Below are 15,026 nucleotides of genomic sequence, written 5' to 3'. Positions count from 1 at the left end.
CTTAGTACTTATGTTTCAAAGCGGGGCGCTCGATGACATACCAGGAAAACATCGCGGCCACGATACTGATGATGATCGTGGCGAGGACGTTGATACCTGCAGAAAACACCCCGGTGAACAACAGCACATTAATTACCGGCATATGGTAGAGATAGAGCCCGTAGGAAAAGTCCGTTTTACGGATGACGGCGGTTATTTTAGCAGGCAGCGCCAGTTGTGCCGTGCCAAACTTGAGTAGTAGTGCAACGAGCAACACGACGGCGACCGGATTGATGCCGTTTTCTGCATTCCTCTCATAACTGCCGATGAAGTTCATCGCCAGCAAGTAGGCTGGAAGCAGATATTTGTAATCGAGACGTTTGATCCTGGCAATCCAGTCTTCGTTGAGCGCGATGAAGCAACCGAGCAGGAAGATATAGATCCAGGGCGCGAATGAAACATACAGCAATTTCATGTACATGATGCTCCAGTCCAAGTGCTGCCCAAGATAAACGTTGAGAGCCATCGACAACAAGAATAACAGTATCAGGAGCGCCTTGGCTCGGTGCGCAAGATAATAGATGACAGGCATCAGCAGGTAAAACTGCAGTTCAATCGATATAGTCCACAGAGCGCCATTCAAGACACCGACGCCGAAGCTGCGCATGAACTCCGGGTTGTAGAACTGCAATATCGTCATTTGGCCGGCCAGCCACATGAAGAACGACGACAAGCTCAGGCCAGAAGTCGGCAGATAGCCCAGGATGAACACTGTGGCGGTCGACAGCAGGATACAAACCCATAGCGCTGGATAGATGCGCAGTACGCGGTTCTTGAAGAAGGCCAGCAGGCCCTTTCCTTCCATGCGCTGGTAGGAGGAGCAGATCAGATAGCCGCTGAGGAAAAAAAACGTTGGTACGCCGGGAAAAACTTTTAAGACCTCGACGGCATACCCACTAATGCCGAAATGGTTCAGCGCATGCACGCTCATGACCTGTAACGCGGCAAGCAAGCGGATCAGATTGAAATTATTGTGGTGACGTGGCGGCGTGTTCATGAACTAGCGATCCTGTTTCTGAGCGGATGTGGCAGAAATTTTCCGCTGAGAGCGAAAAAGAAGGCGAAAAAATAGAAATCAAAAATCGTCGGGAAAAGTACGGGCTCCGTGGCAGAGCGAAACAGCATGATCAACAGCATGCTTCCGGCAAATGCCTTCACAGGCAATGGCAGCCTTCTTCGCAGCAGCGCCAGGGGAAAGGCTGCCAGCGAAAGCAAGTACAGCGCACCGAAAATATGATGCGCGCGCACGAAGGAGTTATGGGGATTGCCATTGAAGTCGGACTCGATACTGGTGCCCTCGTAGTCGGCACCAGTCAGTGCGCTCGCCCAGTCGATCTTGTTCATGTAATCGGTCAGGATGCGCTGGCGCGGCTCGTCGATCAGCCCCGAACCAATTTTGGTATTGGCTTCGATGAAATCGACGATGTTGTCGGCAAAGTAAATCGAGACCAGGAATACGGCGCCAAGGCCAAGCGCGATACTGCGCAGGCCGCGCAGGTTGGGTTGCCAGGAACCATACGACAATAAATTGATTGCCACGATGGCCGCCGAAGCGAGGATGGAGCCGCGGCCGTAGCCGATGATGCAAATAAATAAGGTTAGCGAAGCAGTGATCAGACTTGCCTGGCGGTGGCGCAGGAATTTTAGCGCGGAATAGGTCGCTTGCAGTACGATGAGATAAGACGTAATGCCATTACTGCTGGAATCGGGAATCAGGTTTTCCAGTGGGAAGTCACTGAGCCCGGTGACAAGCAGTGCGGCAAACAGTGCTGCCAAGGCCGTCAAAAGTGAATATTTGCAAGCTGCCAGCAGTGCATCTATATCACGGCTCAGTACGAATGCGGCACCCATGGACAGCAGGGATACTCCGTAGTGCATCGGGGCTGTCCAACTGCGCATTGTGCTTAACGGTAGCATCAATGTGAGAGTGCAGAGGAGCAAGAGCATTACGCCGCGCTCGACGTTGTTAGCCATGCGAAGCATATGGGCGTTGCGCAGCACGACGCACAAAGCGACGCCGATATAGAGGCCAACCAGCCACTCCATGCGCAAGGCGAAGGCGGCGACCAGCAGTACAAGGAATGCGGTGTACGCGAGGTGTTTCGCGTGCGCGGTGGTGAAGATCATCGCTGCCCTATTTCGCCAGAAAATCCAGTAACTGCACGTACCGCTCGTCAAAGGCATCAAAGGATTCTGCTGGCCGCTTGCTATCGATATTGTGCGCGAGCCAGGCGGTCAGGCTGGCTTCCGATTCCGAGATGAGCTCGACCAGACCGGCCTTTTTGTAGTAAGAGTAATAGTCGCCCTTGGATTCATCCGCCCGCAAGTTCGGGTCGAGCAGCGCTGACTTAATGCCTACCTGTGCCGCCTCTATGCAGACAGAGCTATTCCATGATACGTGCAAGTCGATATCGCGCAGAACGACTGGTAGTGGTGCCCGGGTTGCCAGTTCCCATTCCGCATAGCCGCGCAACGATTGGTCGAAATATTTGATGAAGTTAGGGCCTTCATGCGTGGCGAAGCCCTGAATCTGATTCGGGTGCAGGCGTAGAAGCCAGCGATATTTCGATGCGGTCTTGCGGATGACTTGTTCCAGTTCCTCGCCAATGAAGCCGTTCGGAATATTCGTGCAGCCCCATGAAAGACTCATCATGACTGTTTTGCGGTTATCCCGTACTGTGCGCAACTGATAATCGGCGGAGAGCTCCTGTACCAGGGCATCGTTAACGGCTGGACGGGTAAAGCGCGCCAGCCAGCGGTTGCCGATGACATTGGTGATTACACCTTTCGGCGTGGCCCATTCGCGGATGACCTCGGCGCTTCCTTCGTCCCAGCACAGGAAGGCGTTTGGCAGGTATTCGACTGGATCGGCGGCACGGAACGAGGCGCCGTACCAAGGGTGGGTTTCTGCAATGACGCCATGCTGAACGTCGGCGACCCATACCCCGCGTTTGTGGCAAGCCACGCACAGTTCGCGCGACGGCTGGATGCCAAAAACTTTCTTTGCCTTGGTCTGGTCGAGAATGTCACCCCAGATCCGCTCTTCCATCGCCGAATAGGGGTAGGCTGCGCGTGTTAACTTTGCCAACAGGCGCTTTACCACCAGAGCGCGGGCAAAAGCGCCTTCCGGCGAATACACGCGTGCATAGCTCAACTCGCCCTTCACGGTAGAGATGATACGCGCCACGCTGATGCAGGCGACGCCGCGTTGTGCCAGATCGTCCTCCATGGTATCGATCAATGGAGAATAATATTTTCCCTTGTGCAAGAGGCTGCGGTCGTTATCATGGGCGACAGTCAGTACTGGTACCTCGTCATAGCGAATTTTCTCGATCTTGAAACAATCGAGCATAATTTTTTTAATAATTGCGTAGTCCATGCTTAATCAATCTAAAGTGGCTGGTTCAGGGGGCGTGGACGAGTCGGCTGGCAAGAAGCGTACAGCCGCCTAGCATTAACGTCGCCAATGCTGGTCCTTGCCATAACAGGCGAATCTGCCACCACTGGCGGGCGTGGAAAAATACGCCGATCGAGCGTAGCAGCATCATCGCGAAAAATCCGGCGTAGACGCCGAGCACGCCAAGTGCAAACATCAAGGCGGCCCAGGCGATCAGGCCCGCGATACTGGTTGCCAGTGTTATATGCATCAGTTGATGCCCCTTGCCGTGCACCAGATAATAGTTCTGGATGTGCCACCACGGGATGGACACGGCGTAGGCAGAGAAGAGGAAAAACATTTCCAGTTCGAGGTGCTGGTAGGGGCGCAAGGAAGGGCCGACTGCCTGGATCACCAGTGGCAGGATTACTAGCACTAAGCCGCCGAACAGGCCGAGCGCCAGACCTTGTAAGCGGTAAAAATGATGATTCTTGGCTTCAACTTCGATAATCGTCAATTTATGCACCAATTGGAAGAAGCGCGGGCTCCACACTTGATTGAGCGAGGTGGCCACCAATTGCATGATAGACGAGATTGAATAAGCGAAGGTAAAGCGGGCAACGTCATTGGGGTTGAAAAAGTATTGAACGAGATAGGTGTTGCCATAGCCGCTCAGCCATCCGAGCAGGACAATCAGAATGAAGGGCGAAATGCGCGCCAGTATCAGTCTGACATCGCTGCCCTGCCGTGCAAAACCATACGAGGGCACTTTTTTCCACGCCAGCGCAAGCAGTGACAATAGCAGGCCCAGCGCGGTGCCTGCAAAAAAAGCGGGTACGGTGCGTATGGCGGCGAAGGCGAGAAAGCCGGCCAGCAGGCCGGCCAGTGCCGGCAGCGAATTCAGGCACAGGGACGCCAGATGTTTTTCTTCAAGACGTGTGAGCAGGGCTTGCAGGGTGAAAAATGCGGTGATGACGCCTGTTGCGGCGACCAGAAGCAGCTCCGCCCATGATGCAGGAGTGCTGGAAACTATGAGGCGGTAGCTGAGCACGGTCAACATGGTCGACAGGACGGCCAGCAGCAGGAATACCGTATTGGCGGCACTGAACAGACTGCTTCGTGCCTCTCCCGCGGGACGGTCCTTCAGCATGCCCACTACCGACTCGATGATGCCTGCGATTGCGAACGCGGTAATACCCGTTTGTAGTGCATAAAACAGGCCAAATTGCGCATACGCGTCTACCGGCAGCGAGTGAGCCAGCCACAGGAATAGAAGCAGTCCCAAGCCTTTTTGCACGCCAGCACTGCCCGCGTAAGCGATGGCAAATACGGCGCGCGAATTGCGGGCGGGCAGGGACTGTAGTAAGGTGCGTGCCCGCGCCTTGAGCTGGGCTTGCGAACCGGTGCGCGGTTCACTCATGTGCGGAAGACGTACCGATGGCGGATGGTTCTGTAGATGCCAATGGCAAGGGCGCGTACAATTTTCAGATTTGCGCTCAAGGTGGTCCCAAAACGCGGTTGGCCAAGGCGCTCCCTGGTCTTCAATGGAAACTGGACGACAGGCGTGCCGGTCAGGACGCTATGAATCGCCAATTGCGTGCCAACTGAACGGTAGGTGTCGAATGCGCCCAGCTTTCGATACAGATCGATGTGGTAACCTTTAACGCCGCATAATGGATCATCCATTCCCCACATGCGCTTGCCGACCAGGCAGAACAGGGTTTCGCCGAGCCGCTGCTGCACGTCGCGCACACCTACGGTGAGCCGGGCGCCAGCCTGCAATATGCCAACTGCTGCGATCAGGGCGGCCGTATCATGCTGACCATCGGCATCGATAGTAATCACGAACTCACAACCGAGACGCGCCGCTTCGGCGAAGCCGCTGTCAATGGCCGCGTCGTAACCCCGGTTGACGCCGTGGCGTACGACCACGGCGCCGCCTTGCAGCGCCAGCGCGGCGGTGTCATCGGATGAGCCGTCATCGACAACGATAGGCAAGGCGATACCTTGCAGACCGCTGACGACCTGGGCGATCGTTGCGGCCTCGTTCCATGCTGGAATGACGGCCGCGATTTTCCCACCGTGTTGCTGCGTCACGCCAGGGATCCGATGCTGATATGCTGGCCGGCGACTCCATTGACTGACAAGGTTTTTCCAATTACCTGTGTGATGCAATATGGTGGCAATGCGTCTGCTGGGCAAGGTCGCAGAAAATTCAGGTGCTCGGCGCTTAGCACCGTGCCTGCTGGCAAGTCAGTGGCCAAGCGAATGGCGCGGCGTTGCAGAACCACGGTTTTGCTTTCATTGTCTTCCACGCGCTTGATGCCCGTTCCCAGAGCAAATTCCAGTTCACGCGTGCGCTCGACCATGTCGCGCCAGGATGCAGGATCCATGGAAAAGGCATGATCAGGTCCGACCCGCTTGGTGTCGTCGGTGAAATGTTTCTCGATCATGCGAGCACCCAGAGCAACTGCGCCAAGCACGGTTGCGTGGCCTGGCGTGTGATCACTGAGGCCTAACACCATGTGGGGGAACATTTCCCGATAGCATTTCAGCACATTGAGCTGGATGTACTTGAAATTTTCGAGTTCTGCGGTGTAATTGGTGTTGCATTGCATTAAAGCGAGGTTCGGATTGATCGCCAGGCCTGCAGTAACGGCACGTAGCACATCGTCCATTGTCGAGGCACCTGTCGCCAGGATATAGGGCTTCTGCTTGGCAGCGATGTACTCAATGATTTCCACCCAGGTGATATCCCCGGAGCCCACCTTGTACGCGGGAACGAACGGATCGATAGCATCAACCAGATCGAGCGCATAGGGACTGGTGAAGAAGGTAATACCCGCTTTTTTGCAGGTTTCGACCAGCGTTGGCGTCCAGCCCAGGCCGACGGAAGCATCCTGGTAGACATCGAACACGGACTTCTTCCATTTAGACTGGTGCGACTGGTCACCGCTGAGGGCCTTGAAGCCATGGTCGCTGACGATGGTGTCCGCCTTGAAATGCTGGAACTTGGCGGCATCGGCGCCGGCTTCAGCAGCCATGTAAATAAGGTCTTTGGCGCGTTCCAGGTCGCCATCATGGTTAGCGGCAATATCGGCGATGAAATACGTCGGGCCATCATTGCTGATGGTCTTGTTATCAATCTTTAATTCAGAGTTAACGCGCAGCATTTTCATATTCCTTACAAACGCTATAAATTTCTTTTTGTAAAATAGGCATTGGCATACCAATGGCTGCTTCAAACTTTGCCACGTCAAGCCGCATATCTTTAGGGCGGTAGGCTGTCAGGGGGCTGCTACTGGAGTTTCCGCGGCGCATGTTTGCGCTGGACAGATTCAACTGCTGCGCCAACGTGAAGGCGAAATCGGCTTTTGAGAGACCCTCTCTGCTGCCAACGTTGAAGACGCCCTGAATTGAGCGCGCGAGCACCTGCTCGATAAGAGACACCAGCGTCCCGAGAGACAAGGGGCTGAATAAGACATCATCAAATACAGTAATTGATTCGCCTTGGCGCAGGGCACGTACGAGCCAGTCGCTAAAGCTGGTGCGACCCGGGCACTGGCTGACACCGAAGAAATTCGTGCGCAGAATCGTATGTGGCACGGTTGCAGCGGCCAGTTCGCCTGCATATTTTGAAAAGCCGTAGTAGTTCGACAGCGCAACCTGATCTTCCCGGTGCGGGCCTGGCGCATTGTACACTTGATCGCTGGAAATATGGATCAGATGGACATGCCGGCCAGTGTCGCGCATCCACGCGGCAATATTCTCGACGATCCTGGTATTCACGCGGTAGGCTTGCTGCGGCGACCTCTCGCATTCGTCTACATTGGTCAGGGCGATCAGATTGACGATGGCATCCGGCATGGCCTGGTCCAGACAGGCGCGCATGGCATCGTCTTGCGTCAGATCAGCCCGCGCGCCCGAAGCGGTTGCGTTGGCGAAGACCGTATGACCGCACTGGCGCAGGTATGGCACGAGCGTGCTGCCCATTAAGCCTGTTGCCCCCAGAACCATTACACGCATCGGTATCATTTCTCGAAACTTTGCAGCGTGGCGCGCAGGATTTCGGCCTGGCGTTCTGCATCTGCCAGATTCCAGTAATTCGTCTTGAATTGCAGCAGACGCGGTGCGATACGTTCGGCAACCGGGCACAGGCCAGGTTTGTATTGCGCGCGGTTCTCTGCAGAGATGAAATCTTCACGGCCCAGCAGATTCATGCTTTCGAACATCGGTTCCAGATACGTCAGTTTCCATGCCGCGTACACGCCGTCGCCACCCAATTCCACGAAACGATCGCGGAACTCATGCCAGGTAATATCCGTGTGGTCGAGGCGTGCCACCCAAGTCCAGTAGGTGTTGACGTATTCAGGGCCGACGAATTGCGGTTTGAACCAGTCAAAACCCTTGGCTGCCTTTGTAAACAGTGCCGCAGCATCTACCCGTGTTTGCACCAGTGGTTCGATATTTTCGACCTGAGCCAGCGCCACTGCTGCGCACAGTTCGGGGATGCGGTAATTCCAGCCCATCGTCACGTGGCGCGAGTAGTATGGGTCTTGAATATCTTTCTTGGTAATCTTTGCCTTAGTTGCGCCGACGCCAGCGTAGCCGAGCGACTGGACCTTGCGGATCTTTTCGGCCAGTTCAATGTCGTCGGTGATAATCATGCCGCCTTCGCCACTGCTCAGATGCTTCGAGCTCTGGAAGCTGAAGCTGGCGCAATGGCCGAGCGTACCGACGATTTTTCCTTTGTACTTGCCAAGGAAGCACTGTGCATTGTCTTCAATGACGAACAGGTTGTGCTGCTTGGCCAGTGCCATGATCGCATCCATGTCCGGCGACATGCCATACAGGGCCACGGTGATGATGGCGCGGGTTTTTGGCGTGATGCGCGCGGCGATAGACTCGGCGCTGATCTGGAAGGTATCTGCATCGACATCGGCGAATACGGGCGTGGCGTTTGCCTGCAGTACGGCAAAGGTCGTCGCCGACATCGTCAGCGGCGGTACGATGACCTCATCGCCTGGGCCGATGCCATATGCCTCCAGTGCGGCGTGCATGGTCGCCGTACCATTGACGAAGGATATTGCATACTTTGCGTCGAAACGTTCGGCAAAGGCTTCCTCCAGGCGGCGCATCATGCCCGAACCTTTCGAGCTTCTGAATTCTGAATCTATCACCTCGGTGACATATTTCAGTTCGTTGCCATACAGTCTGGCGGCGGTCGCGGATGCTTGCTTGGTGGTCGTCATTTTTCCTCTGATTTCAAAGATTTAAAGTATCCCTCGTTGCGGATGGTGTCGGCATTGAGAAGACGAATGTGCGGGTTCGATTCAAGCCACTTGATCACGGCCTGATATGGAACCAGCGGCTGGTCCTGAAACTGCGTATAGACATGCTGCATGAATTCGAGATCCTGTGGCTTGTCCACAGTCCAGCGCCAATCCTGCAGTTCTGTATCATGGGTAAAATTCATCGCCTTGAACAGCGCGCTGTTTTTCCAGATATAGGGAGTCACGTGCTCGCGCTCGGAAGGCAGTTGTGCCTCGCGGTGTGCTGTCTCCAGCGCCGCAAAGGTGAAGGCCTCGACATCGAGACCTTCGGGGAAGGTCGGCGCTATCGTATTCGAACAGTAAGCAAGGCTGGCGTCGTCGAGCAGCAGGCGCACTGCACGGTCGATAATCTGCGGGTCCTTCAGCGGGTCATCGGCAGTGATGCGGACAATGTGCGTTGCGCCGTGCAGGCGCGCGCATTCATAATAGCGCGACAAAACATCGTCCATGGAGCCGCGGAACACGCCTGCCGCACTGCCTGCCAGCACATGCCCGGCCAGGACGTCATCGTCCTTGCTGAGCGTCGTCGCCACGACGATTTCGTCGATCAGGCTGGCAGCTGAGACGCGTTCGATAATGCGATCGATCATGGTGCGGCCGGCAATGTCCGACAAGACCTTGCGCGGCAAGCGGCTCGATCCCATTCTCGCTTGAATAATTGCAACAATTTTCATTTTTACTGTGTTCCTTGCCTCAAACGTTGCACTGGTTTTCTCGCGGTATGCTTATGCGTTCCATAATACGGGATTCAGGATGCGGACATCGTTGCAACCGAAGTCGGCGAAATGAATCGGAGGAGGAGGGGGGAAATTGCCGAACAATTCATTTAATTGTTCAATAGACTCGACCCCGACAATAATACGTGCAATTTCCGGTATTCCCAGCAAGTGGTGCAGCGCCGCATGCGCAGGACTGACGCCCGCCTGAGTACAATTGTCGCGAAACGCCGTCAGCACTGGCCGAACACTGTCGAAGTTAGGGGCCAGGGTGGCAGGGTCGGCCAGTAACAATCCTTGTAGAAACGCTGATCTGGCATGGATTTCGATCCCTTTTTCGTTAAGGCGGCGTAGAGTGCCCGACTCGATGAGCCGTCGGTCCAGCCAGTTTATTGGCAACTGCACAAGATCAATGGGGAATCGGTCCGCGATCTTTTCTGCCACTTCTCCCGTATAGGCGGAGACGCCGATTTTTCGCACCAGCCCGGCATCTTTCAGCGCCAACAGCTGTTCATAGACGTAGCCCCCGCCAGGTGCCAGCAGTTCATCGGAGTTGTGAACCATCAAGCCATCAACTGAGGCGCGTCGCAGCGTCCCTAGCGAAGCGTGCAGTGTCGCGCCCAGAGTTTGCGCATCAACTGCCGTGAAGTCGGCTGGCAGGCGCGGTGTCTTGGTGATCATGGCGAAATGCCGGGCTTCCTCGGCGCACTCTCCGAGCACACTTTGCGAGGCGCCGTACTCATGCGCGGTGTCGATAACCGAGAGGCCAAAGTTGCGGGCCGCAATCAGTATGTTGCGGACAGCATCCTGTGAAGGCATGCCATGGGTATTGAACCGGCCATAGGACATCCCAAACTGGGCCGCACCTATGCCAAAACGCGCCAGCACTCCGGCGTTGGAAGGGAGGGGGGGCTCGATCTTTCCTGGCGGGACTGGATTCAAATTTAACTCCTTACTTGCTTGCACAGTACCCGGCATTATGTGCCGGGGTGTTTCGTTCGACAGTATGACGGGTGCAGTGTGACAATTAAACCTTGTCGATCTCGTTCTTATGCTGCTCGATCCACGAGCGCAATTCAGGAATGCTCATCCATTCGCGGTTGTTGTCGCTGGAATAAACGAAGTTTTCTGGTACTTTGACGCCATCCTTGATGCGGAACGGATCTTCGCTCCAATTATGAATCGCGGGCAGGATCTTGAAATGTTCCGCATATTCGTAGGTCAGCAAAGCATCTTCGGCACTAATCATCTGCTCATGCAGTTTTTCGCCGGCGCGAATGCCGATAGTTTCTTGCGTGCAGGTGTCGTCGACGGCATTGGCAACATCGGTCACTTTCATTGACGGGATTTTCTTGACATAGATTTCGCCGCCCTGCATATCTTCAAAGGCGTGCCAGACCAGTTCGACGCCTTGCTCGAGCGTAATCATGAAGCGGGTCATGCGTGGGTCGGTAATTGGCAGTACGCCCTTATCTTTAATCGACAGGAAGAATGGAATGACCGAACCGCGTGAACCCATCACGTTGCCATAGCGGACAACACCGAAGCGACAGCCATCCGCACCAGCATAAGAGTTTCCTGCCACAAACAATTTATCCGATGCCAGTTTCGTCGCACCATACAGATTCACTGGGCTACTTGCTTTATCTGTCGATAAGGCGACCACGCGGCGCACCTTCTTGTCTATGCATGCATCGATAAGATTCATCGCGCCGTTGATATTCGTTTTCACACATTCGAATGGATTATATTCGGCGGTCGGAACAATTTTGGTGGCCGCAGCATGCACCACATAATCGACGCCGTCCAGCGCCCGGTACAAGCGTTCACGATCGCGTACATCACCAATGAAGAAGCGGATACGCGGATCGCCTTGAAAACGCTTTGCCATTTCCCATTGTTTCATTTCATCACGGGAATAAATAATGATCTTTTTCGGATTATATTTGGCGAGTGTCATTGGCACAAATTTATTGCCAAAGGAGCCAGTCCCGCCAGTCACCAGAATGGTGGAATTTGTAAACATGTTCGTTATGCCCTTAAGTTATTAAAATCCGATAATATCGCAGCCGACTTTTTGGCACGACGATTGCAGGGTAATATTGAGCCTGCGGCCATTCTTCTAGCATTGAGGAAGTCATATCCGCATGATTGAGAGAAGGCAACTGTCTGCATTGCCCGGTCGCGCAGTCCAATGTCGCTGGCCTTCTGTAGATGGCAATCAGGGAAATGGCGTGTCGTGAACAGGGCGGATGTCAAGAGCGACGTTGCTGAAGCAACAGCACGGCCAGCAATAGCGGTGTGCGCCATGGCAAGATTGTTGCACACTTCAGTGCGTATTGCATGTCCATGCCGCGCAACACAGTCTGCAAGCTTGCAGACAGGATGATGCACACGATCTTATTGTATAAGCTATAATAATTTCATGCTGGCAAGTTTCCTTTGCTTGTAGTGTCGGGACATAGCGTTAGTACTGCCAACTTAGTTCGAATATGCTATAGAAATGTGTATTTCAATACTAGTGCTCACAGGAATGACGGCTATCTTTACTTCATATGTTACTCGAAATTGTAGCAAGAACGAAGTACTTTTCGTGTTTCCCTTTCGTGTAAAGTCAACCTTTGCTTGGTATTCTTTCACTCTGCGGTCTATTGTCTTTAATGCATTGTATTGAAATTGTGCAAGTCCAAATGCCTTCCTTCGAGGCAGTATGTGTCAGCCAGTTGACTTCCGGCATCAAAGAATCGGGGACCAAGTTTCAAATCTCAATTGATTATTCGCGAAGTAAACGGTTATCATCCTAGACTCATGATTGTGGGCGCGCCAATTGGTGTATCTCGCACGTAGCTGATTCGGGCGCGTACACTTGCCCGCCGCAGACCGGACAACCTGTCCCCGGAACGTATATATATGGCATGCGGTGTCCCGCTCTTGCAGGGCGTGGGCCGAGAGGTCGCCCAGGTGCGGCGGCGTCGATAGTTAATTTTCCTGCATCGTATCGTTCCATCCGCCGGTATACGGTATACCTGCGGTTGTTTGCGCTGCATTTTTTAGACGGTTTGACAAGGCTGAGGCTGATATAGCCCGGCCGGGAGATGCAATGAAGAAACAATTGAAAGTACTGACGGTATTCGGCACCCGTCCTGAAGCGATTAAAATGTCGCCTTTGGTGCGCCAACTGGCCCTGCATCCGGACATCGATAGCAAGGTTTGCGTCACGGCGCAGCACCGGCAAATGCTCGATCAAGTACTTGATCTGTTCGATATCACGCCTGATTTTGACCTAGATATCATGCGCCCGGACCAGAATCTGTATACCGTCACCACTGATATTTTGCAGAATATCGCTGAGGTATTCGCTGAATTTCGTCCTGACTACGTGCTGGTGCATGGCGATACGTCAACGACATTCTGCGCCTCGCTGGCCGCGTTTTACCAGCGCATTCCAGTCGGCCATGTCGAAGCTGGCTTGCGCACAGGAAATTTGTATTCACCTTGGCCAGAGGAGGCCAACCGACGGTTGACCAGCGTGCTCGCCGAGATGCATTTTGCTCCGACCGCCGAGTCGAGTGCCAACCTGCTGAAGGAAAACGTAGATGCTGCTCGCATCGTCGTCACCGGCAACACGGTCATCGATGCTCTTGTGATGGTCTGTGACAAATTGCGAGCGTCGCCCCAACTGTACCAAGAGCAGGCAGAACGATTTCCTTTTCTGCGCGAAGACGCGCGCGTCGTGCTTGTTACTGGCCACCGTCGGGAAAATTTCGGCGGCGGTTTCGAACGCATCTGTGTGGCGCTGCAACGTCTTGCAAAGAAATTTCCGGCAGTTGATTTCGTCTATCCTGTACATTTGAACCCGAATGTTCAGGAGCCTGTCAATCGATTGCTGAGCGGTGTTCCGAATGTGCATTTGGTTGCTCCGCAGGAATACTTGCCGTTCGTTTTTCTGATGATGCGCTGCTATCTGATATTGACCGATTCTGGTGGTATTCAGGAGGAGGCGCCATCGCTGGGCAAGCCGGTGCTTGTCATGCGTGACACCACCGAGCGGCCCGAGGCGCTGGCCGCAGGAACGGTGCGCCTGGTTGGCACCGATGTTGAGCGTATCGTCGCCAATGTCACAGAGTTGCTCAGTGACGATGAGGCATATGGGACGATGAGTTTCGCCCATAATCCTTACGGTGATGGAGCGGCGAGTGTGCGTATCATTGACGCGCTTCTAGCACATCATGTGCAGCAGGCGGACAAGCCGGCGGCACTTTAAATTCAACAGGAGCTTTCAAGTGAATCAAAAATTCAATGTAATTTCAGTCATCGGTTTGGGGTATATAGGTCTGCCTACGGCAGCCATGTTTGCGTCGCGAGGTGTCAAGGTGATTGGCGTTGATATTAGCCAGCACGCAGTCGATACCATCAATGCAGGTAAGATTCATATTGTTGAACCTGAGCTGGACATGCTGGTGCATGCCGCTGTCACCGAGGGCTGCTTGCGTGCAACTACACGCCCGGAAGCCGCTGATGCTTTTCTTATCGCGGTGCCGACACCGTTCAAGGGTGTGCATGAGCCTGACCTGAGTTACGTGCGGGCAGCGGCCGAGTCGATCGCGCCGGTGTTGAAAAAGGGCAACATTATTATTCTCGAGTCGACCTCGCCGGTTGGCACGACCGAACAGATGCTGCAATGGATGCAGGTTGCGCGTCCCGACCTGCGCTTCCCGCTCAGTGCGGCGGACGCAGACGTCGATGTACACGTGGCATACTGTCCTGAACGCGTACTTCCGGGTAACGTGGTGCATGAACTGGTGGCCAACGACCGCATCATCGGCGGTGTGACAGCGCACTGTGCGGCGCTGGCCGCTGATGTGTATCGCATCTTTGTGCGGGGTGAGTTACTGCATACCAATGTCCGCACGGCGGAAATGAGTAAATTGGCTGAAAATGCGTTCCGTGATGTGAATATTGCTTTTGCCAATGAACTCTCTTTGATCAGCGACAAGCTTGATATTAATGTTTGGGAATTGATATCTCTCGCGAATCGCCATCCACGCGTCAATATTCTGCAGCCTGGCTGTGGCGTGGGAGGGCATTGTATCGCCGTCGATCCATGGTTCATCGTTGATAAAACGCCGGAGCAGGCGCGTTTAATCCGCACTGCCCGAGAGGTCAACGATCACAAGCCGGAATGGGTACTGACTCAGGTGCAAGAGGCTGTTGACGCACGGGTTGCGGCAGGTCGGGCCGAATCGACGCTGACGGTAGCCATGCTTGGTTTGGCATTCAAGCCCAACATTGATGACTTGCGAGAAAGTCCGGCTCTGAGCATTGCAGAAAAATTTGCTGCAAGCACCTGCGCCCGCCTGTTATTGGTGGAGCCAAATATTGAAGCCTTGGCTGGTCCGCTTGCGCAGCATGCGCTCGTCTCCGTCGAAGACGCCGTTGCCCAGGCTGATATTCTTGTGTTGTTGGTTCGCCACAGCGATTTCAAGGGTCTTGACGCCAAACTGGCGCCAGGTGCGACTCTCTTGGATATCGTCGGCAACTCCTACTCCTGAGTATGGTTGG

At 54.3% G+C, this 15,026-nt stretch carries 13 protein-coding genes; 2 read left to right on the top strand and 11 right to left on the bottom strand.

The window, feature by feature from the left end:
- Position 1 precedes the first annotated feature (1 nt).
- The 11 genes from ACQ4WN_RS00685 to pseB form a co-directional block, all read right to left on the bottom strand.
- Complete coding sequence (locus tag ACQ4WN_RS00685) at positions 2 to 1,036, bottom strand: acyltransferase family protein (protein ID WP_436549815.1); 1,035 nt, start codon at positions 1,034 to 1,036, stop codon at positions 2 to 4.
- Positions 1,033 to 2,166, bottom strand: coding sequence for a hypothetical protein (locus tag ACQ4WN_RS00680; RefSeq protein ID WP_436549814.1), 1,134 nt, complete (start codon positions 2,164 to 2,166; stop codon positions 1,033 to 1,035). The genes ACQ4WN_RS00685 and ACQ4WN_RS00680 overlap by 4 nt, the downstream gene beginning before the upstream one ends.
- 7 nt (positions 2,167 to 2,173) lie before the next feature.
- Positions 2,174 to 3,418, bottom strand: a complete 1,245-nt coding sequence (locus tag ACQ4WN_RS00675) for a hypothetical protein (RefSeq protein ID WP_436549813.1) — start codon at positions 3,416 to 3,418, stop codon at positions 2,174 to 2,176.
- Positions 3,419 to 3,443: 25 nt separating this feature from the next.
- Positions 3,444 to 4,835, bottom strand: coding sequence for a lipopolysaccharide biosynthesis protein (locus ACQ4WN_RS00670; RefSeq protein WP_436549812.1), 1,392 nt, complete (start codon positions 4,833 to 4,835; stop codon positions 3,444 to 3,446).
- A complete protein-coding gene (locus ACQ4WN_RS00665) occupies positions 4,832 to 5,512 on the bottom strand; it encodes a glycosyltransferase family 2 protein (protein ID WP_436549811.1) in 681 nt (226 codons plus the stop codon). The genes ACQ4WN_RS00670 and ACQ4WN_RS00665 overlap by 4 nt, the downstream gene beginning before the upstream one ends.
- Positions 5,509 to 6,588, bottom strand: coding sequence for an N-acetylneuraminate synthase family protein (locus ACQ4WN_RS00660; protein WP_436549810.1), 1,080 nt, complete (start codon positions 6,586 to 6,588; stop codon positions 5,509 to 5,511). The genes ACQ4WN_RS00665 and ACQ4WN_RS00660 overlap by 4 nt, the downstream gene beginning before the upstream one ends.
- Positions 6,575 to 7,432, bottom strand: a complete 858-nt coding sequence (locus tag ACQ4WN_RS00655; RefSeq protein ID WP_436550085.1) for an SDR family oxidoreductase — start codon at positions 7,430 to 7,432, stop codon at positions 6,575 to 6,577. The genes ACQ4WN_RS00660 and ACQ4WN_RS00655 overlap by 14 nt, the downstream gene beginning before the upstream one ends.
- Positions 7,433 to 7,446: 14 nt before the next feature.
- Positions 7,447 to 8,667: a DegT/DnrJ/EryC1/StrS family aminotransferase gene (locus ACQ4WN_RS00650; protein WP_436549809.1), complete on the bottom strand. Its 1,221-nt coding sequence runs from the start codon at positions 8,665 to 8,667 to the stop codon at positions 7,447 to 7,449.
- Positions 8,664 to 9,422, bottom strand: a complete 759-nt coding sequence (locus tag ACQ4WN_RS00645; RefSeq protein WP_436549808.1) for a cytidylyltransferase domain-containing protein — start codon at positions 9,420 to 9,422, stop codon at positions 8,664 to 8,666. Before ACQ4WN_RS00645 ends, ACQ4WN_RS00650 begins: the two co-directional genes overlap by 4 nt.
- A 51-nt stretch (positions 9,423 to 9,473) precedes the next feature.
- The gene (locus ACQ4WN_RS00640) at positions 9,474 to 10,406 is read right to left on the bottom strand and encodes an aldo/keto reductase (protein WP_436549807.1); all 933 of its coding nucleotides are present in this window, start codon (positions 10,404 to 10,406) and stop codon (positions 9,474 to 9,476) included.
- An 85-nt stretch (positions 10,407 to 10,491) separates the two neighbouring features.
- A complete protein-coding gene (pseB, locus tag ACQ4WN_RS00635; RefSeq protein WP_099374226.1) occupies positions 10,492 to 11,490 on the bottom strand; it encodes a UDP-N-acetylglucosamine 4,6-dehydratase (inverting) in 999 nt (332 codons plus the stop codon).
- 1,074 nt (positions 11,491 to 12,564) lie between these two features.
- On the opposite strand from pseB, the gene wecB reads away from it, so the two are divergent.
- Positions 12,565 to 13,728 (top strand): non-hydrolyzing UDP-N-acetylglucosamine 2-epimerase, encoded by a 1,164-nt coding sequence (gene wecB, locus ACQ4WN_RS00630; RefSeq protein ID WP_436549806.1) that lies wholly within the window; start codon positions 12,565 to 12,567, stop codon positions 13,726 to 13,728.
- A 19-nt stretch (positions 13,729 to 13,747) separates the two neighbouring features.
- Positions 13,748 to 15,016, top strand: coding sequence for a UDP-N-acetyl-D-mannosamine dehydrogenase (wecC, locus tag ACQ4WN_RS00625; RefSeq protein WP_436549805.1), 1,269 nt, complete (start codon positions 13,748 to 13,750; stop codon positions 15,014 to 15,016).
- The last annotated feature ends 10 nt before the right edge of the window (positions 15,017 to 15,026 follow it).

Source organism: Janthinobacterium pasteuri, assembly GCF_051380775.1.
Classification (GTDB): domain Bacteria; phylum Pseudomonadota; class Gammaproteobacteria; order Burkholderiales; family Burkholderiaceae_D; genus Janthinobacterium.
Note: the sequence above shows the minus strand (reverse complement) of the source record. Positions and strands in the feature narration are given on the sequence as shown.